Source organism: Halomonas sp. LS-001 (genome assembly GCF_052983955.1).
Genome location: NZ_CM129816.1, coordinates 683157 through 701695, shown reverse-complemented (window position 1 = coordinate 701695; position 18539 = coordinate 683157). Strand labels below are relative to the sequence as shown.

Genomic DNA, 18539 nt, shown 5'->3' with positions numbered 1-18539 from the left:
TACCTTGCTAAAAGGCAAAAATCGGAAACGGCCCCTCTTATCAAATTCATATCGAGCTAAATGTGAACAATCTTTGCATTTGCTAGGAGCACGCAAAAACGCTCTTTCATCTCAAACAGACACAGCATGTATCGATATATTGAAAATCAATACTATACATCAGGGGTAACCGATATGCTGGAATTAAAACCAAACCAAGTGCTTCTTTTAGCATTAAACGAAACAGCTATTAAAGGCGTTCATGAAAACCATATTGAGTATGATGAATCAAAAATTAGCAATCCTGCTGTTAAAAAGCTTATCACCTATATCGCATCAACTGTTAATCACATTATTGAAGAAATCTACGATGCTATCATCAGTCACGAATATATTATATTTGGCAAAAATAACATGCATGAAAGATCAGGTGCCATCTTTTTTATTGATTCACAAGAAAGATCTAAAAACATCGAAAACATCGAAAACATCATCAAAGAATCTCAAAATTTAATAGCTTATATTATTCAGAGTCTTCTTCCACACCAAGATTTATGGCAGGACCAACCAACATCATTAATTTTAGATCAGGACATACTGGATTCCATTACTATACGCCAAGAAGAGTTTCTTAAAAAATGGAACAAAGCGAAAATACATGATGGTTTTAGCTTATTCAAAAGCATAGACTCAGACCCTTTTTTGATTATTAACAGCGATTTCATCGCCCCTACTCAAGCCAAATCGGAGTCAATGAAGGTCGAGTTATCTGGCATTGTTGATGGTTTTTCATATAGCCAAAATGAAGCGCATATAAAAACACTTGAAGAACAAAAAATACTCAAAATAAAAATCATTCACCCTGAGCATTTTACAACGTTAATCGAAGCCGCTTACGGGAAAAAAGCTTTAAAAATGACAGCTACACAACTAAAAGATACTGATAATAAAAAATCTACTTACACATTAAGTAGCGTCATAATAGACGAAAAACCATTAAGCTTCGAAAACTTTGAACTAAAACCCAGTTAAGATAACAAAAGGCCTACTCACGCGAAGTGGGCCTTTTATCAATCACCACTACGTATTCAAAAAACCAACCAAAAACTACTCACATCTATTATAAAGTAAATACTGAAATATACCTACTGATAGAACAGCGACAGCCAATTCTTGACTATTGCGTATAATTCCTGACGGTAGCCTATTTATTTTCAGCGCTGCATATTGCTGCCTGTGATTTAGCACGCCCGCTGTTATTATTGGGAAAGGATCAATTTGGAAACCACTATCAAGGTTTTCTGGCTGTAATCCATAATTTTTCAGTGTCTGCTCTAGTAACTTAGGTGCATTTCTAGATATACATTCAACATCTTTTATTGATACGCCAAAAAGCCGCACTACTCCCATAAAAAAGTGCACATGCTGCTCATCACTCATCAACAATTGCCGATTTTTGCTAACAATGAACGCCAGTTCGCAAACACTAACATTATTATCTTCTGCTATTTCATCACTGAAGTTTATTTTTTCTACATGCTCGATAAAACGCCGCCAAGCCTTTTCTCCTAACTGACGCAACAAAATATTAGGATACTCCGCACCACTTACCCAAGCATTGCTTTCATTTTTTAACTTAAACCGCATATGTGATTCCGCTTCTCCAATCACTTTAGCAATAATGCTTACTTCGCCAGGACTTATGTTAACTCGCTGACCTGCACGCTCATAACTCATTCCAAGCCCGACAAATCGCAGAACTTTACAAAGCGACATAAACGTTACACGATCATATTGAATCGAGATATCCACTTTTTCAAGAACAGGAGCTTTGATTTTGGCTAAAGCCCGAGTGTTTAGCACACCGTCGATCTGTCTTGCCCGCTGATGATGAACCGGCGTTAATTTATCCGCCCAATCGGTTAACAAATGACTATAATTCAACTGTCCAATACGCGGATGACGATGCCCCATTAATCGAGACATCGCCATACCACTCCGTCGTGATACAGAACTGTTCTCACCCAGCACGTGTTGACGTATCGAGTGAAAATCTAGATCACCTATTATCGACTGTGTAAGCGATGTTTCTATACCTAATAATGCTGGTGCCAGTGTGTTATAAAACGCGTGGCGACAATGATGTAGCGTCATCCCTGTGCTAGAAGTCGCTTGCCGCAGTAACTGAATCAACATCGGGCTTACCTGTGCAGCCCAGTGCACGAGTTTGATTTGGGTATCGTACAGTTCACACAATAAAGGGCGTCTTGAATCGTTACCCGCCATCGATTGAAAACGACTTAGCACTCGATCGATGAGACTCTCTTCGGCTGGATCTAACACAAAAAGTAGTGGTACTGCACGGCGGCTTGCTTGGCTTTTGAGTTTGCGCTGCGCGTTATCACGCACCAACACCCAACGACATGCCTGATGCTCGCACCAGTCATTGCGCTGTAGCCCGATCGCCTCTTGAGCACGCAATCCAAAACGATATGCCAGTAACAGCACAAATCCTAACAATAGGTACTTCTCGTCGTGTTGATTTTTCCATTTCGCCTGTAAAGCAAGCTGGCACGCGAGATACTCGCTCTGTATTAACATTCCTGGGCGGACACTGCGTCGGTCGTCCTCAATGGACAACTCTTGCCAATCGGGGCTTGCTACCCCCAATGTTTCTACCCACGCATGAAAATCGCGTAATCGATGACTGAAATACTGCACGTCCTGAGATGCCAGCTCGATGAACGTAAGCATGTTGGCGTAAAGAGCCGTGAGTCCCTCTTCGTCAAAGTCAAGCAGATCCGCTTGATACCCTATTTCGGAAAATGCCGTTTTTAGCGCTGAGAAGTACCGCACTAATGAGCTGGACGCATAGCCATCACGCTTACCGGCTTTGCCTCGCCGCATAAGAAAGCTTATCCACCGCACTAATAGCAAAACGCCGCTACTGACGTGGCCTTCGTAGCTGTTCGCTAGCTTATCAAGCTGCAATCCCCCCTGACGCGCCTGACGCTTTGTATACGTTTTCAGAATGTCTTGAGCATTTTCATAAAGCTGCTGCGCGTTGCGCTGCTGCTCCGTTTTGTCGAGATGGTGCCAACGCGATATTTTCTGGGGTGATGGATTGAGCTCAACGTTGCCGCTGCCGCCACCGGTTGGGAACGCTAGCCTGACGCCATCCCGTATCCGCAGCTCATCGTAAAGCGGCAAGCTTGTCGACAGAACGCGGCCCGCTAACATACCGGCCACCATGCCCGGCAGTGTCAGAAGATTGGCTTGCTCTATCAACTCTCCCAAGCGAGTAAACACGGTTTGAAGGCTTACTTCCTGTAGGCTCGGCAAATACGCTTTCAAAGCCTCGGGAGGAGGCGTGATATTGAAGGGTAGCGAGACGTGGTTGAGATCGACATCCTTTTGAATTTGCTTTCCGGCGGCTAATAAAGATGCCGTCTTGTAGCTAATCCGGTGACGCTGAACGGGTGCCAGGTAATTATCCATTTCCAGGCTTTCGCTATACTCGAGCAAATAGTCCTGCTGGTGCTGAATGAGTCGGTAATTACGCCCTCTTGCTACATCAAGCAGCATGCGCTGGTAACTAATGCGTTTTTCCAGACACAACAACAGCGCGCCGACACTCAATGCCCCCACCTTGGAAAAATGCGCTTTTAGCACGGTCGAGCGAATATGGTCCGCCCAAATCGACACCGCAGGCAACAAATTAAGAGCTTTGGGTGCCTTGCTAGATACGTGTGACTTTTCAGCAGATGCCTCCGCCACACGCTTGCTGATCGCGTGCTGGTGTCGACTGTCTTCTTCTTTTAAGCAGCGCAATAGCACTGACAACCGAAGCGACGCATACGTATGTATCACAGAAGTACTTCGGTGCAGCATGCGATGAACCAACGCATCAATATCTTCTTGCGTCAGCTCGCGCCATTCTTTTCGCCCTCTATAGATCGCGATATCCGCTTCGGCTGCGTGACGTTCGCGAACCATCGTTTGGCGTCTTTCATGTTCTCGTTGACACTGACCAAACCGACGGCTCACCAGTGCCTTTTGATACTGCTTTTCCCTGGTAGTGCCAAGTGGTGGTATCACTGAAGATAACACCAAAGGCAAGGTGGGTGGATAAAAACCCAACTCATCAAAGGCGGTGTTCACAGCACCGGTATAGCTGTGCGCATCATCTGTCCAGCAACGTGACGAAAAATCACCATAGGTTGCCACACTGCGCTCCGCATGCCCCATCCACCCATCAACCACTTCTGCGGGTACCTTCAAATAACGCAGCTGTTGGGCATAGCGATGGCGAAACACATTGCCAGGAAGGGGCCACTGGAATAAAGGGGTGCCAGGCAAGTCCGTGCTCGACATGGAATGCCATGCCAGGGCTTCATCCAACAAGAAAAACAGCGGCAGCGACGCTGAATTGCCATTCTCAAGCACTTGTTTTATTGCGTCAGCCAGTACGGCGTTGACTGCTTTGAGCGCGTCACACAGCCAATATAAATGCGCCACGTAACTTTGCAGCAGCTCAGTAGCACCGTCGGGTAATGGGACTACCCGACTGCTTCTTCGCCCCTGGTCAATTTTATCGTTCAGATACAAACAGCGTTCTGTCAGATTAAAATGCTGAAGCGACTCAAACGGATCTTTAAGAAAGCGCCCCCCTGTCGCAGCGTATAGCCCCATCACACAATATTGGGCAAGGACGTTGTGGTAGTGAATCAAATCCCCAGGGTCCCCAGCGGCGCTGGCCTCTACCGCTTTTCTTGCACCCATGATGTCTTGACGCAATACCGTCGTGATGGGTGACAGACGGCTACCGATGAGATTCACCGCAGGGGAAAAAGGGGTTGTAGCCACGAGCGATAAAGACAGCCCCGATTCGATTGTGTTGATATCCCAGGTTGCATAACTGCAGGCCCCTGGCAGTCCTGCATTCGGGTGCGCCGTTAAAAGACGCGATAAATGAGGGTCATGCGCCTTATCAAAAACGGCTTGTCCCCACACCTGGGCTAACTTCGCACTGGTGACTCGAGGGAAATGCTGTTGAGCCTGCCTCGAGAACCACTTTTCCAACGATAAGGTGCCTTTCCACATACCCTCTAGGGAGACAATCTCACCTGTTTGTTCGCCAGCGACCCGCTGGAGAATCGAAGTTATGTGTTGTGGTAGCTTGACAGCAAGCACTTCGTTTAGCGGATGAATATGATCGAGCGCTTCTTGACCAGGCTGCCATGCATTCACACGCCGAGGCGATTTCCGTGCTATCGAAGAAAAATCCCGCGCCAATGTCCATTCATTGCCAGGGACATCATCAATCTTGAACTGGGAAGCAAAATACAAAGAACGCGAAAAACGAACCGACAACCAGACCATGGCAGTGCCGAACGACTCGTCTACCTCCGTCGAGAATAAACACTGCTCTATCCATTCAAACAGTTTTTCCTGCTCGGGCGGCAATAGCTTTTCCCAGCTCCATGGCAAAAAATGGGAGGCCTCCGCAGTTTGCACAAAATAGCTTCGGCTAGCTAATCGCTGCTCCGCATCGCTATCCGAGGGCACTACATTAGCGACATAGACCCCTTCTTCTTCGGGATCTGGCTCTTCGCTACTGTCTTGTCGATACGCATAAAACTGGTACTGGGTATCTTCATCCTCATCGTTTTGATGCACCACCGGCACAGCAGGCGGCAAAAACCGTTCAATATGCAATATAGAGGTCGTTACCTCGTGATTAATGGGGGTAACGTGGTGGCGGGCGATATGGGTAATGGCATTGAAAAACCGGCTATAAGCCTTGTCATCCGGATAATCCTGGCGTACTTCATCAGCTGCGAAGATAATCGCATCGTTAACACGCTCAAGCGTGAGATCATGGTCTCCAACAAAACTGCGGCACCGTTTTAATAGCGTATCTATCGCATGCCATTTTTCGTCGTGAGGCCCCAGTGTAATAGAGCGCGCTACACCACTGATATTGCGATCGGCAATACACTTTTGATGAACGATGCGTTGTGCTGCGTGAACGAAAAGCCATAACCGCAATAGGCGGCGCAAGAACAAGAGCTCATCGTGGGAGGCTGGAGCCTGCGGGTTGGTGATCAGTGTAATCAGGAACGTTTTATTTTTTACGCCCCCATCCTGAAATTGACGCCGGTTTTGATCTACGGATCCGATATGGGGCACTTGTGAATAGTCGCGTGAAATATCTGGCGATGCATTGAAATGATCAACAAACCGCTGCAGCTCATCCACTATCGGGTCACCGGCCCAAAGCGAGAGAATCTCGACAGACTCAGGATGAGAGCACTCCCGAACCAGGTTGGCGATCGCATCATTGCGGGGACTTAACCCAAGGGCGTAGTAAGCGACCTGCAGAATATCGAGCAGTCCTTTCTCATGTGCCCAAACACACAGTTGGCGGTAGCGCTCTCCCAAGCTAAGGATCACGTTTTCCAGTAGATCACTGCTCTGATTTCCCTCGACTTCTTCCCTCATTGATATCCTTATTGGGTCATAAATCTGCCATCGACCGCAATGAACATATCATGAGATATTGAAATCAAACTACCAGTAACTGTTGATGTTTTTTCTGCGTAGAAACTTTGGTGACTGCAATATAGTCAACTCGCTGGCTGGTAACCTTGTTGGTAGATGCGATCTACTACAAATCCGATATTCCCTGGACAATCAACTGCCAGGGAGCTGCTCAGAAGTACCAAGAGAATCCAACACTTACTTCTTCAGAGTAGTTGTCGCTTTCAATACCAAGGCGTGCATCAAGGCCTTTACCTAACGCCATACGGTGCTGCAGATGCCAAAGCGTGTGGCGACCAGCCTCTCCCCGTAACGCATCAACATGGGTAGCCTGCAACAGAGTTCGATGACCAGAAGCCCAGTCGCTCAGCACCCCCATTTGTACGGCGGGCGCTAGAGGGCCTGACTGATAACGCTCTGTGCGCAACTGACCACCGACCATGCCAAACGGTAAATGGCGACCCAAACGGTGTGATTTTCCAGCCAACAGCGTAGCCTGCCCTTCCAGGCAGTTCTTGCAGCCAAGCTTTGAACGTTCAATGCCGCCAGAGGCGTGCCACGCCATACTCGGTAGCGCTGGCAACGGTACGCTGCGAGCATGCAGGTTGGTGATATGGAACAGCGATAAGCGACGCAGACGAGCCGTATTATCGGTTATGGCAAATTCAGTTCGTCCAATTTCCAGCGCTGCGTTAGGCATCCGGGTGGTATTGCTATCCAGAAGGTCATACTGAAGAGGCCTCAGTGTTAGGCGTGCCGCTCCTCCTGACTCGCTATTATGTACACTTTCCAAACGCACAAGTGCCGGAGGTGCCGCCTCGTGTAAAGGCGTCACCTCAGAGGGCAACATCGATTGACTACCCGCCGGCAGTGCCAGGCGAGCTTGAAGTAAACGGCGCTCGAACTCGATCAGATCAGGCTCGTCGCCGGTCTCTTTCAAGAATGCTATATGGCTTAATAGTGTCTCTAACACTATCGCCTGGCTTGTCTGAGGCAGTCGACCCAACACAGCAGCATCAAGATCTAGCTGTTCCATGGTCGGCCAAATGCTCTGAAGAACCTGCTGCTCTTCAAGCGTAAGTGATTGGTAACGCCACTCAGTTTGCAAGCGACGGGAAGGCACATGCTCGGTATCTTTGAGCAGCGGCTGACCATCGATACTCGCCCCGCTAATAGCGCGTATCAAGGTTTCAGGTGCCACCCAAGGCGCATACCCTGGGGTTAAGTCCTCCTCTACCACCAACTCAAGGGTACGAGCGATTCGTGAAGCGCAGTTCTGAGTAAAAAAAAGATAATCAAAGTCCTGTCCGATAACTTCGAATAAATGAGCGATAAGTAGCTCACGCTTTACAGGTGTCAGGTTAAGCCGGTAGTGCCAAAGATCGCGCATTTCGCGCTCTGAGTAGACAGTATTATTATGATAGAAAGATGCATGAGAGTAGCGTGCTTCGTATCCTCCCAAGACCCCTTTGGCCATATAAGTCACAAGCCCTTCACCGTCAGGCACTTCAGCGCCAAAATTAAGGCTGGTGTCGAGAAGTCGGGACATCGGCACACCGGAGATGTCTTTATCTTTCTGCTCAAGATGAAGCATCAAGTGCCCAAAGAAAGAAGCAGGGTTGCCGAGATAGCCCGAGGCAAACATTAGGCCTACTTCTGAGCTACCATGCTGTGCTTGCCATGCTTCCCAATCAGGGCATACTGCCTCAGGCCAGTGCTCGCCCGTCATTTGGGATAACCAAATTGCCCGGGCAGGAAAGAGACAACTTGCATGCAGTTCATCTTCCTGAGGATGCTCACGCAGTGCCGCAATCGTCGCTGCGAGCTCTGCCTCTGGATTGAACGGGCCATCCTCTGACAGAAAAAAGGCATCATCCAGAACAGCGCTTCGCGGCTGACTGAACATACCATTCCGGTCAAAATGCAGTAGCGAACGCCATTGCGGATGATTGAAAAGCGCGGGGTCAGCGGCCTGGGTAGCCCCTGTTTGCAGGCACAGGCATGCTGAAAGCGCCATCAAAAGGCGTCGCATAGAAAAAACATCCTTGCTTGTTGTACAGAGAACGAAAGGGACAATAATCGCGGAGCCGAGTTACTCTCCTCGACTCCGCAGGCAGGCCTACTTAACTAGCGGAGCAGTTAACGGCAGCCTGATTTAAACTGTTATAGAACTCAAAGGCTTTATCGGCATGCGCCTGTTCAGCGTAACCTGTGGTAGCAGTCGTCGCTTGCAGGTTAGTACGCAACTGGCTGACCACACCTTGCTGTGCATCAGCACCACAGTTCATCAGACCAAGCGCAGCGGCTAAGTGCTCGCCTTCGCCCATCGCCGTTTCCATCGTCAACTGGTCATAAGTAGCATCAATAAACTGAGCTACCTTGACTTCTTTGCTGCTGCAGGTGTCAGGTGAAATGGTGGCGGATGTCACTGCGGTAGTACCAGAATCCCAGATAATGTTGGAAATTGCAGCAGCAGTGGTATTGTCATCAAAAATAGACGCACCAATACCACAATGCTGCCATGGATTGATGTCAGCGCTTTGAGTGTTTGCAACCGCTGTAGTGCTACCTAAAACAAACAGGCAACCTGTTAACGTCGCTGCAGACAGTGAGAAAAAATTCATGCTTTCAGTTCCCTTTTTTTAGTGATACGGCCTTATTTGAGTACTCCACCAGGAGGGCCGGCGTCTCCCAATGACGCGAAAAAGCATTGAATGTTGTTAGAAAAACGAATGCTCCATTGTTCGAGCTATCGGCATTTCAAACCAAACATAATTTATATAAACTATACCTTATCTATAGTAAGTAATTAAGTATTATTAAGTTGAATTGATTAATCACTCCTTCCAATGTTAGGCAATGGTTACGATCCATATCAAAAGCCGGGTACGTCACACCTTCGACACCTTCACCGCCGTCCCCGTGGCCACCAGGAAAAGCATTGATTTGCCACCGCCTGATATTTCGCTGTAATCAAGATCAATCCCGATGACGGCGTTGGCGCCCATCTGAGCTGCCTCTTCGCGCAACTCATCAAGGCATGCCACGCGCGCGTCACGAAGCGCATTTTGTGATGACTTATTACGGCCACCAAAGAAGTCACGAACACCGGCAAACATATCCTTGAGGATATTCATGCCAAAAACACATTCGGCTGACACGATATCGATATGCTCTGTGACTTGGTAACCTTCCAGATGTGATGAAGTCGTCAGGATAATTTGCTGGGGCATAAGTGGCTCACCATATGTTGGGTCAATTGTTGTCAGCACGAGGACTGGCTGACGCCATCAACCTAATATGCAGCGGCTATCACCCGATAGCAATATGGCCTTCCCGAGCAATTGTTTCGATCTCGCCATAGCATAGAAGACGCTTTGGAAAAGACCTGTAAGCGTCAGCCGCGGCTCATACACAATTCAGGACAAGCCTTGACGATGAAGAAGAGCATTAACAGCAAGAGGAGCAATCAATGCATCACCTGGCCCGGGATATTCTTCACTGTCATCGCGTTGCGGTATACGGCACGCTGAAAAAAGGCCGCCGTAACCACCACTGGCTGGAAGGTGCGCATTTGTTGGGCCGCGACCGACTCTCTGCCATTACGCTTTATGATCTAGGCCCCTACCCAGGCGCCAAAGCCTTAGGGTCTGGTGGCGCTGTGGTAGAGGTCTATTCCATCAATGCCGATCAACTTGCCCTGCTCGATCAGCTTGAAGGCTACGCCATGGCAGCGCCGAGCGAAGGTCTCTATCATCGCGCTGTTTTTACAACGCGCCACGGTGATGCCTGGTGCTATCTGTATAACCCGGAGGTGGACGAAAGCAGGCGGGTAAAAGATGGCGAGTGGTGAAAAAACGGATAACATTGCCTGGCGTCTGGCGATCTTCGGCAGTTTGGTATCCTCAGGAACCCATGCATGATGTTCAAGCTCCCCTTTAAGCTCACGATACTCGTCATTGCTGCTGCCGCGGCCAGCGTTCTATGGCAGCAGACAACATTGTCGCTGCTGGCGTTAACCCGGATTGACCCACTTCCTGAAACCTATTCCCTGATCAACGAAGAGCGCTATGCCGAAGCGGCTGATTACCTGGGCTTTTTCATGGCGTATGACTACGTGGGTAATAACCCTGAGGCTCAGACCCTTTATCAGCAGATTGAAGATCAGCGCGGCCATTGGCGTTATCAGCTCGATAAGCTTAGCGAAGGCGTACTGCAAGGCAGCAGTGATGAAACTATCGGACAAGTCGCCAGCGTTGCCACAGACTTTATGGTGATTGGTGATCTGCGCGACATAGCCAATCAGGGGCTCAATCTGGCACAGGGTCAGGACGTCGATGACGTATTGTTGGCTCTCGCCTCGCTGGGGGTGTTGGCGACGACGGCCCAGGTCGTGAGCGGCCTGGGCACGGCTGCCTCAGGAGGGGTAGCTGCGCCCGCCGTGGCGGGAACGACGATAGCAAAGAGCAGCCTGATCACCCTCAAGGCAGCACGGCGGTTAGGCAAATTGCCTGCTTGGCTCGGCAAGGCGGTGGTGAAGGCGGCTAGGCAAGCACAAAAGACGAAAAGCCTGGGGCAATTGGGCACCCTGCTGGGTGACATCAACGTACTGGCCAAAACGCGTGGCGGCATGGATTTGCTCGCCAGTACACGCAATGCCGCCGAACTAAGCCGAGTCGCACGCTTTGCTGATACGTTCGGCAGCCAGAGCGCCACGCTTTATCGCGTGGGCGGCAACGTCGCCGTTGAGGTTGGCCAACATGCTGGCGCATTGGGCAAGGAGACAGTTCTACTGGCCGCGACGTTTGGTCAAAGAGGCCTGAGCGTGCTGGACAAAACGGGCGCACTGACGTTTACCAAGTTTATCAGCCGTGGCAGCAAGATGGTGTACAAGGGGGATCTGCTCACTTTAATCGCCAGGTTGCTACTGGCACTGCCCGCCTGGCTGCTCTATGGAATAATTGCCTTTGCCACCTGGCTTTGGGCACCCCGGCGGTTGATCACCGCACTACGCCGTCGATGCCTGGCACCCTCAACATCAGCAAGCCAAGCACGAGAACCTAGTCCGCAGCGCTGATGTGTTCAGCACTTTCCAGCCTAAGCATGCGTCCGTCTTCACGGGAATAGGTGAAGTCGCCTACCACTCGCACCTTTTTGCCCACATACGGGGCGATAAGCACGTGAGGAGCAATTTCCACCCGGTTCAGGTCCTCGTCTTCAATCCAGTAATGCAGCGGATTATCGAACGACCGCACTTGCCCCTGAGTCGCCACAACGTTACCGTCATGGGCGCTGCCATTATTTGCCAGCACGGCCAGAGTGACTTCCCGAGGGGCCGGGTCGCTGCACCCAGCCAGCAGCGCCAGAATCATTCCAGCTGCCAGTAACCGCCAGAAGGCCGCTGCGCTTGGCTTGCTCATCATCTGATTTCTCCCCGTCATGCTTTCCCGATTCTACCAGGCCAGAAATCAACCCGGCTGAGTTCGCCAGGGTTTGCCTTGGCAAGTCGCGAAGTTTTTACAACTCGCCAAACAGCCACGACATGGCAAACGGTTGGGGGAAGGTTCGGCGCGTTTGGGTTGGTTGGTAACGGTCATGGCAACTTCTCTCTATTATGAAATATTTTGAATTCTAATAACTGTGCATCAAGTAGCGCGGTTTGCCTACCTTGATGATGACGTTTTTTTACAGCGCTTTAGGCTTGAGCAGAACGCGCTGACCACCTTTCGCGGCCGTGTTCCAGCCAGGAAAGCAACACCGGAATCACCAGCAGCACCAGAAAGGTCGAGCCGCCAAGCCCGAAGGCAATCGAGGTCGCCATCGGAATCAAAAACTGTGCCTGCAGCGAGGTTTCAAATAACAGCGGCAACAGCCCGCCAATGGTCGTCAGTGACGTCAGCAGCACCGCCCTGACGCGCTGAACCACGGCTTCGTTCAGAGCCGCATTGATTTCCAGGCCTTTGGCCCGCTGCTGGCGATAAAAGCTGACCAGAATAATGGCGTTATTGACCACGATGCCCGAGAGCCCGAACAGGCCGAAAAGCGAGAGGATGGTTAAATCAATGCCCAACGCCCAGTGGCCCAGCAAGGCCCCCACCAGCGAAAACGGGATAATCGCCATCACAATCAACGGTAGAGTCCAGGAGGCAAATACCCAGGTCAGCACGCCGTACATCAGGCCCAGGCCAATCACCAGTCCGGTGCGCATATCAGCCAGGGTTTCACGCTGGTCCGCCGCACGGCCTTCAAAACTGGCTTGCAGAAAATACTCACGCTCCAGCTGGGGAATCAGCTCAGCAGAAAGGCTATCCAACACTTGCTCAGCGGATGTGGCCTGGCTATTGATCTCTGCGGTGACTTCCACGGCAAGCTGGCCTTCCGCATGTCGCAGGGTTTCAAACCCCTGACGATGAGAAAAATCCACCACCTGGGAAAGCGGCACCTGACGCCCATCCGCCAGCGTTATCGCCAGCTGTGACAGCGTCGACAACCGTTCCCTTTGATACCTTGGCAACTGCACCCGAACTTCAATTTCTTCGGCGCCCGCCTGATGAATCTGCACGATCTGGCCATCAAACGCCCTGCGTAACTGACGCCCCAGGTCCTCGGTGGTCAACCCCAGCGCTTCACCGTAAGCGTTTACCTGATAGATCAGCTGTTCGCGACCCCAGGGCATATCATCTTCCGTACTGAGCACACCGGGCAACCCCGCCATTGCCTGGCTCAGACGATCAGCGGCGTCTCTCAGACCCAGCGCATCATCGCCAGTCAGGCGGACGTTGACATCTTTACCCGGCGGGCCAGCGACACGCTCAGTGATGTTCAGGCTATCCAGCCCGGCAGGTGTCTGAATGCGCTCACGCCAGGCGCTGATAAAGGCCGCGTTACGCACGTCACGCACATCCGGAGAAATCATCTCGACCATCAGCGAGCCTACTCCATCCCCCGTGCGGGCAGCAGCCCCGCCGGATTGCGTGGCCCCATAGTGCGCCACTGCAACACGCACCAGGCCACCTCCCATGGCCTCGTCGGTGTCTGTCAGGGTAGTTTGCAGGTGATCCACAAAGGTTGTGACGTCAGACTCTTCAGTGCCTGCCACAAAACTCGCATTCGCGTAGATAATGCTGGATTCCGGCGAGGGGAAAAAGTTGAACCCCATCCGCCCACCGGCTAGCAGCCCAGCCGTCACCAGGGCAACCGCCAACGCTGCTGTCAGGGTGACACCGCGGTAGCGCAGCGTCAGCCGCGAAAAGCGCCGGAAAGGGCCTTCGCGGAAACGGTCGAAACGCGCTTCAAAGCCAGCGCGAAGTTTGCCGATACCGCGTACCCTGCGCGACGTTTTAGTGTGCGGCAGAAAAGCATTGCGCAAATGGGCAGGCAGCACGATAAAACATTCCAGCAACGAGGCAATCAGCACACAAATCATGATGACCGGAATATCCCCCAGGATATTGCCAATGATGCCCCCCACCATCAATAACGGCATAAAAGCCGCCACTGTGGTCAGCGATGATGCCACAACCGGCCATAGCATTCGTCGTGCAGCGCCAGCCGAGGCCAGCCGTGGGTCTTCTCCCATGCGGTAGTGGGCATCCGCGTCCTCGCCCACCACAATGGCATCATCAACAATCACCCCAAGCGCCATGATCAGCGCAAACAGGGAAAGCATGTTGATCGAACCGCCAATCAGCCAGAACACGCCTAACGACGCCATAAAGGCAGTGGGAATGCCTACCGCGACCCAGAACGCCACCTGGGCCGGCAGGAAGAAATACAGCAGCACCACCACCAACAGCAGGCCGCCAACACCATTGACCAGCAGCAACGAGATACGCTCGTCAATCAGCTGCCAGGATTCATCAAAGACTTCCAGTTCGACGCCCGGAGGCAAGGTCGGACGCACGTCTGCCAGCCAGGCTTCCAGGGTTTTGGCGGCCTGCAGCGAATCGCCGCTTTCCGCCCGCTGAAGAATCAATTCAGACGCCGGTTGACCGCGATAACTCAGCTCGACCTGGCCATCACGCGGCTCCTGTCGAATGATCGCAATATCCCCCAGGCGCAGCTGCAGGCGGTCGCTGCTCAGCACATTAAGGTCTTCAAACCCCAGCACATCCCGGCGCTGCTCAAGCGAGCGCAGTTCGCGGGTGCTGTCCTGCTGGCCCAGCAACCCGGCGGGCAAATCACGCGACATGCCCTGCACTCGGCTGGCAATGTCACCCAGCGATATTCCCAGGGTCTGCAGGCGCTCCATCGGCACTTCAATGCTGATCTGCTGAGCAGGCAGGCCGTTGATCTGGACACGGTCAATGCCGGTCATCAGCAGTTCATCTTCAAAGCGGCGGGTAATCTGACGCAGTTCCTGGGGGGCAAAATCACCATGTACCAACAGACGGGCCACCGGCTCATAGCGTGCCACACGAGACACTTCCGGGGCTTCAGCATCGGCAGGCAGGTTGGTGAAGGTATCCACCTGCTGACGCACATCGTCCAGCACCAGTATCGGGTCACTGCCTTCATCAAACTCAAGGGTGATACTGGAGATTCCCTGTGCCGAGGTAGACGTCATGCGCTTGAGGCTATCCAGGCTGCGCAGCCGCTGCTCCAGCGGGTTGGTAATACCCTGCTCAATGTCCTCAGCCGAGGCACCGCTCCAGACGACGCGAACGTTGACAATATCCAGCGCGAAAGTAGGGAAAAACTGGATATTCATGCGCGCAATACCCAGTGCGCCGCCCAGCAGCATAACCAGCATGACAAGGTTGGCGGCCACCTTGTGATGGACAAAAAAGCCAATCAGGCCATTACGCTGGGTCATTGGCTGACCTCGTTGTCGGCCGGTGGATTGGTGATTTCAACCTGCAGCCCGTCAACCGCGTTGGGTAGATGAGTCGCCATCACCTGATCGCCGTCGTTCAGCGTTTCCGCCCGCACCAGCAGCCAGCGCTCGCCTTCTTGCTGGCGAACTTCACCCAGCCGCTCGATACGTAAGCGTTCCAAACGATTATCGCGATTAATCCGATAGATCAGATCAGCACCGTGCAGGGCGGAATAGGGCACGGCGAGAACATCGTCTACGGCGGGGCGAGACAGCCGGAGCGTCACCATGGCCCCCGGGCGCAGCTCACCAGCTTCAAGCGCAAAAATCGCTTCAATGCCCGAGGGATCGCTTTCGCCCGCCAGGCGGTCAAGCCTGAAACGCTGATTGCCGGTTTCGTCTACTGCCATTAATGCCTTACCCGCGGCTAGCTGAGTTTCCATTTCCTGCTGGTAACGCGCGGGCAAACGGGCACGGATCTCAAGCCCTTCTGCTGGGTACAAGGATAACAAGGCGGCCTGTGCGGATACTTCATCACCCGGGGCCACCTGTACGCGCGTTACCCGACCCGCAAAAGGCGCCTGAAACCGCCCGCGCTGCAAGTCACGCTGAGCATTATCAAGTACCACTTGAGCACGGGCCAGACGCGCCTCCAGGCTGGCCAGCCGCGACGGAAATTCGGCAATTGCGCTTTCCCGGCTGGAAACATTCAGCTGGGCCCGGGCCACCGCATCCCGCGCGGTATCAACATCGGCCTGAGAGGTCAGATTGCGCCCTGCCAGCGAGCGGCTACGTTCAAGTTGCCGATTGGCACTGGCCAGAATGTCGCGCTCTTGCGTTAACACCCGGCGGTTGTTCTCATGGCGTATCCGCTCGTTTTCCAGCTGAGCGTCCAGGTCGGCCACCTCCGCCTCGGCCTGACGAACCGGTGACATCAGGTCGCGCTCATCAAGAGTGAGCAGTAGGTCGCCCTCTGCCACTTGCTGGCCATCGCTGACCGGGCGGGTCGCCACTCGAGCCGCAATAGGCGCTACCAGATGCACCATATCCGGTGCGACCACTTCGCCATACAACGGCAGTAGCGGAACATGTTCGCCAAGGGAAACCGCCAATGCCTCGACCGGCCAGCTGCGTTCCTGAGCCTCAACAGGAACCGGCTCAGGACGGGTCAGGCGCAGCGCCATAAAGCCAGCAACACCAAGGGCAAGAATCAATACGGGGATTAAGCGTTTAAGCATAAGGATATCTATGTATAGAATAAGGCAGCCCCATCTTAACGCATGCCAGCGTTGTAGGTCCTTATCTCGTGTGGAAAGTTCTATCATACAACCTGCGTCATACCCGCCCAGTCCAACAGGTGCCTCATGAATCAACGCCCCAACCATCGTGTACTGTTCCGGTTACTTCGCCTGTTGCGCCCTTATCGCTGGCGGCTGGTGCTGGCCGGGCTGGCGTTGTTGCTGGCTTCCGGCAGCGTGCTGGCACTTGGCAACGGGTTACGTCTGGTGATTGATAACGGTTTTCTTGCTGAAGACTCACAGGCACTGGCAAAAACCCTCGGCCTGATGCTTGGCGTAGTCAGCCTTCTGGCCATGGCGTCGGCGCTACGTTATTACCAGGTTTCCTGGATTGGTGAGCGCCTGGCTGCGGATCTGCGACAACAGGTATTCGACCACCTGCTGACGCTGGAACCGAGCTTTTTTGAAAGCGCCAGCCAAGGCCGCGCAGCAGGCGAAATTGCCTCGCGCCTGACCGCCGACACCAGCGTACTGCAAAGCCTGTTTGGCTCCTCCATCTCACTGGCGTTGCGTAATCTGGTGATGCTGACAGGGGCGGTGGTGCTGATGCTGATCACCCAGCCCTGGCTTTCCGCCATGGTGCTGATTGGCATTCCCACCACCCTGCTGCCGATTGTCTGGTATGGGCGCCGAGTGCGGCGGCTGTCGCGTGCCAGCCAGGACCGTGTGGCCGAACTTGGCCGCTATGCGGAAGAAGCGCTGCGCGGCCTTCAGACACTTCAGGCGTTTTCCCATGAAGCGCAGGATAAACGCCATTATGGCCAACGCGTCGAACAGGCCTTTGGCAGCGCTGTCGCGCGAACTCGCCAGCGCGCCTGGCTGACCGGGGTTGCGCTGCTGGTGGTGTTCAGCGCCGTGGGGTTAATGCTCTGGCAAGGTGGCCAGGCGGTGTTGGCTGGCACCTTGAGCCCTGGTGAGCTGTCTGCCTTTATCTTCTACGCCCTGCTAGCGGCCGGTGCCGTGGCGACGCTGGCGGAAGTCGCGGGGGATGTGCAGCGCGCGGCCGGTGCTGCCGAACGGCTGTTGGAACTGTTAGATACCCAGCCAACCATTCAGTCTCCCGCCCAGCCACAACCGCTGCCAAGCCCAGTGCGTGGTGATATCGCGTTAACCGCGGTTTGCTTCACCTACCCGGGGCGCACGGCACCGGCGCTAAACGGTCTGGATCTGACGATTCGGGCGGGGGAACGCCTGGCCGTCGTGGGGCCATCCGGGGCAGGCAAAAGCACCTTACTGGGGTTGTTGTTGCGTTTTTATGATCCGGGTGCGGGTGCAATCACCCTCGACGGTGTGGATATCCGAAAGCTTGACCTGGCCAGCCTGCGCAACACCATGGGCGTGGTCGCCCAGTCGCCTGTCTTGTTCAGCGGCTCGGTGGCCGACAACCTGCGCTATGGCGACCCCTCGGCCAGCATTGAGGCGTTGCGCGACGCGGCCCGTAACGCCAACGCACTGGATTTTATTGATGCGATGCCTGAGGGCTTTGATACACCGCTTGGCCCCGGCGGTATCCAGCTCTCCGGCGGCCAGCGCCAGCGTCTGGCAATTGCCCGAGCGCTGCTCAAAGACCCCGCCGTTTTGCTGCTGGATGAGGCCACCAGTGCGCTGGATGCCGAAAGCGAGCGTCTGGTTCAGCGCGCCCTCGACCGCTTGATGCAAGGGCGCACCAGCATTGTGATTGCCCACCGCCTGGCCACGGTGGTCAACGCTGACCGCTTGCTAGTGCTTCAGGAAGGGCGTCTGGTGTCCTCAGGCACTCACACTGAGCTGCTCGCAAGTAATGCACTTTATCGCCACCTGGCAGCGCTGCAGTTTGGTGCCGAAGCCTCGGAAACAACACTCGCTGAGACCTGACGGCCAAAAAATCAAACTTAATCACTACAAACTACCCACCAGCGTATAAT

At 53.1% G+C, this 18539-nt stretch carries 11 protein-coding genes; 4 read left to right on the top strand and 7 right to left on the bottom strand.

Features of this window, described 5'->3' with window-relative positions; genetic code table 11:
- Positions 1 to 174 precede the first annotated feature (174 nt).
- Entirely contained in the window at positions 175 to 1011 is an 837-nt protein-coding gene (locus tag ACU6TU_RS03015) for a hypothetical protein (RefSeq protein WP_447143115.1), read from the top strand.
- 75 nt (positions 1012 to 1086) lie between these two features.
- On the opposite strand, the gene ACU6TU_RS03010 is transcribed toward ACU6TU_RS03015, so the two are convergent.
- From ACU6TU_RS03010 to ACU6TU_RS02995, 4 genes are all read right to left on the bottom strand, one after another.
- Positions 1087 to 6483: a hypothetical protein gene (locus tag ACU6TU_RS03010; protein WP_447143114.1), complete on the bottom strand. Its 5397-nt coding sequence runs from the start codon at positions 6481 to 6483 to the stop codon at positions 1087 to 1089.
- 211 nt (positions 6484 to 6694) lie between these two features.
- On the bottom strand, positions 6695 to 8554 hold the full coding sequence (locus ACU6TU_RS03005; protein WP_447143113.1) for an Lnb N-terminal periplasmic domain-containing protein: 1860 nt from the start codon (positions 8552 to 8554) through the stop codon (positions 6695 to 6697).
- Between the two features lie 91 nt (positions 8555 to 8645).
- Entirely contained in the window at positions 8646 to 9146 is a 501-nt protein-coding gene (locus ACU6TU_RS03000) for a DUF3015 family protein (protein WP_447143112.1), read from the bottom strand.
- A gap of 267 nt (positions 9147 to 9413) precedes the next feature.
- Positions 9414 to 9755: a YbjQ family protein gene (locus ACU6TU_RS02995; protein ID WP_447143111.1), complete on the bottom strand. Its 342-nt coding sequence runs from the start codon at positions 9753 to 9755 to the stop codon at positions 9414 to 9416.
- Between the two features lie 239 nt (positions 9756 to 9994).
- Here ACU6TU_RS02995 and ACU6TU_RS02990 point away from each other — a divergent pair, with 239 nt between their 5' ends.
- Together ACU6TU_RS02990 and ACU6TU_RS02985 are read left to right on the top strand one after the other, a co-directional pair.
- Positions 9995 to 10375 carry a gamma-glutamylcyclotransferase family protein gene (locus tag ACU6TU_RS02990; protein ID WP_447143110.1) on the top strand — a complete coding sequence of 127 codons (381 nt, stop codon included), beginning with the start codon at positions 9995 to 9997 and terminating at the stop codon, positions 10373 to 10375.
- 66 nt (positions 10376 to 10441) lie between these two features.
- Entirely contained in the window at positions 10442 to 11599 is a 1158-nt protein-coding gene (locus tag ACU6TU_RS02985) for a hypothetical protein (RefSeq protein ID WP_447143109.1), read from the top strand.
- Here the strand turns inward: ACU6TU_RS02985 and ACU6TU_RS02980 are convergent.
- The 3 genes from ACU6TU_RS02980 to ACU6TU_RS02970 form a co-directional block, all read right to left on the bottom strand.
- Positions 11583 to 11945: a hypothetical protein gene (locus ACU6TU_RS02980; RefSeq protein ID WP_447143108.1), complete on the bottom strand. Its 363-nt coding sequence runs from the start codon at positions 11943 to 11945 to the stop codon at positions 11583 to 11585. The two genes, ACU6TU_RS02985 and ACU6TU_RS02980, sit on opposite strands and share 17 nt — an antisense overlap.
- A 272-nt stretch (positions 11946 to 12217) precedes the next feature.
- Entirely contained in the window at positions 12218 to 15337 is a 3120-nt protein-coding gene (locus tag ACU6TU_RS02975) for an efflux RND transporter permease subunit (protein WP_447143107.1), read from the bottom strand.
- Positions 15334 to 16575, bottom strand: a complete 1242-nt coding sequence (locus tag ACU6TU_RS02970) for an efflux RND transporter periplasmic adaptor subunit (RefSeq protein WP_447143106.1) — start codon at positions 16573 to 16575, stop codon at positions 15334 to 15336. The genes ACU6TU_RS02975 and ACU6TU_RS02970 overlap by 4 nt, the downstream gene beginning before the upstream one ends.
- 126 nt (positions 16576 to 16701) lie before the next feature.
- Between ACU6TU_RS02970 and ACU6TU_RS02965 the strand changes: the two genes are divergently transcribed.
- Entirely contained in the window at positions 16702 to 18489 is a 1788-nt protein-coding gene (locus tag ACU6TU_RS02965) for an ABC transporter transmembrane domain-containing protein (protein ID WP_447143105.1), read from the top strand.
- The last annotated feature ends 50 nt before the right edge of the window (positions 18490 to 18539 follow it).

What these genes read in the sequence shown, in the direction of transcription:
- ACU6TU_RS03015 (WP_447143115.1), top strand. Translation starts at nt 175, where the DNA reads ATGCTGGAATTAAAACCAAACCAAGTGCTTCTTTTAGCATTAAACGAA.
- ACU6TU_RS03010 (WP_447143114.1), bottom strand. Translation starts at nt 6,483, where the DNA reads ATGAGGGAAGAAGTCGAGGGAAATCAGAGCAGTGATCTACTGGAAAAC.
- ACU6TU_RS03005 (WP_447143113.1), bottom strand. Translation starts at nt 8,554, where the DNA reads ATGCGACGCCTTTTGATGGCGCTTTCAGCATGCCTGTGCCTGCAAACA.
- ACU6TU_RS03000 (WP_447143112.1), bottom strand. Translation starts at nt 9,146, where the DNA reads ATGAATTTTTTCTCACTGTCTGCAGCGACGTTAACAGGTTGCCTGTTT.
- ACU6TU_RS02995 (WP_447143111.1), bottom strand. Translation starts at nt 9,755, where the DNA reads ATGCCCCAGCAAATTATCCTGACGACTTCATCACATCTGGAAGGTTAC.
- ACU6TU_RS02990 (WP_447143110.1), top strand. Translation starts at nt 9,995, where the DNA reads ATGCATCACCTGGCCCGGGATATTCTTCACTGTCATCGCGTTGCGGTA.
- ACU6TU_RS02985 (WP_447143109.1), top strand. Translation starts at nt 10,442, where the DNA reads ATGATGTTCAAGCTCCCCTTTAAGCTCACGATACTCGTCATTGCTGCT.
- ACU6TU_RS02980 (WP_447143108.1), bottom strand. Translation starts at nt 11,945, where the DNA reads ATGATGAGCAAGCCAAGCGCAGCGGCCTTCTGGCGGTTACTGGCAGCT.
- ACU6TU_RS02975 (WP_447143107.1), bottom strand. Translation starts at nt 15,337, where the DNA reads ATGACCCAGCGTAATGGCCTGATTGGCTTTTTTGTCCATCACAAGGTG.
- ACU6TU_RS02970 (WP_447143106.1), bottom strand. Translation starts at nt 16,575, where the DNA reads ATGCTTAAACGCTTAATCCCCGTATTGATTCTTGCCCTTGGTGTTGCT.
- ACU6TU_RS02965 (WP_447143105.1), top strand. Translation starts at nt 16,702, where the DNA reads ATGAATCAACGCCCCAACCATCGTGTACTGTTCCGGTTACTTCGCCTG.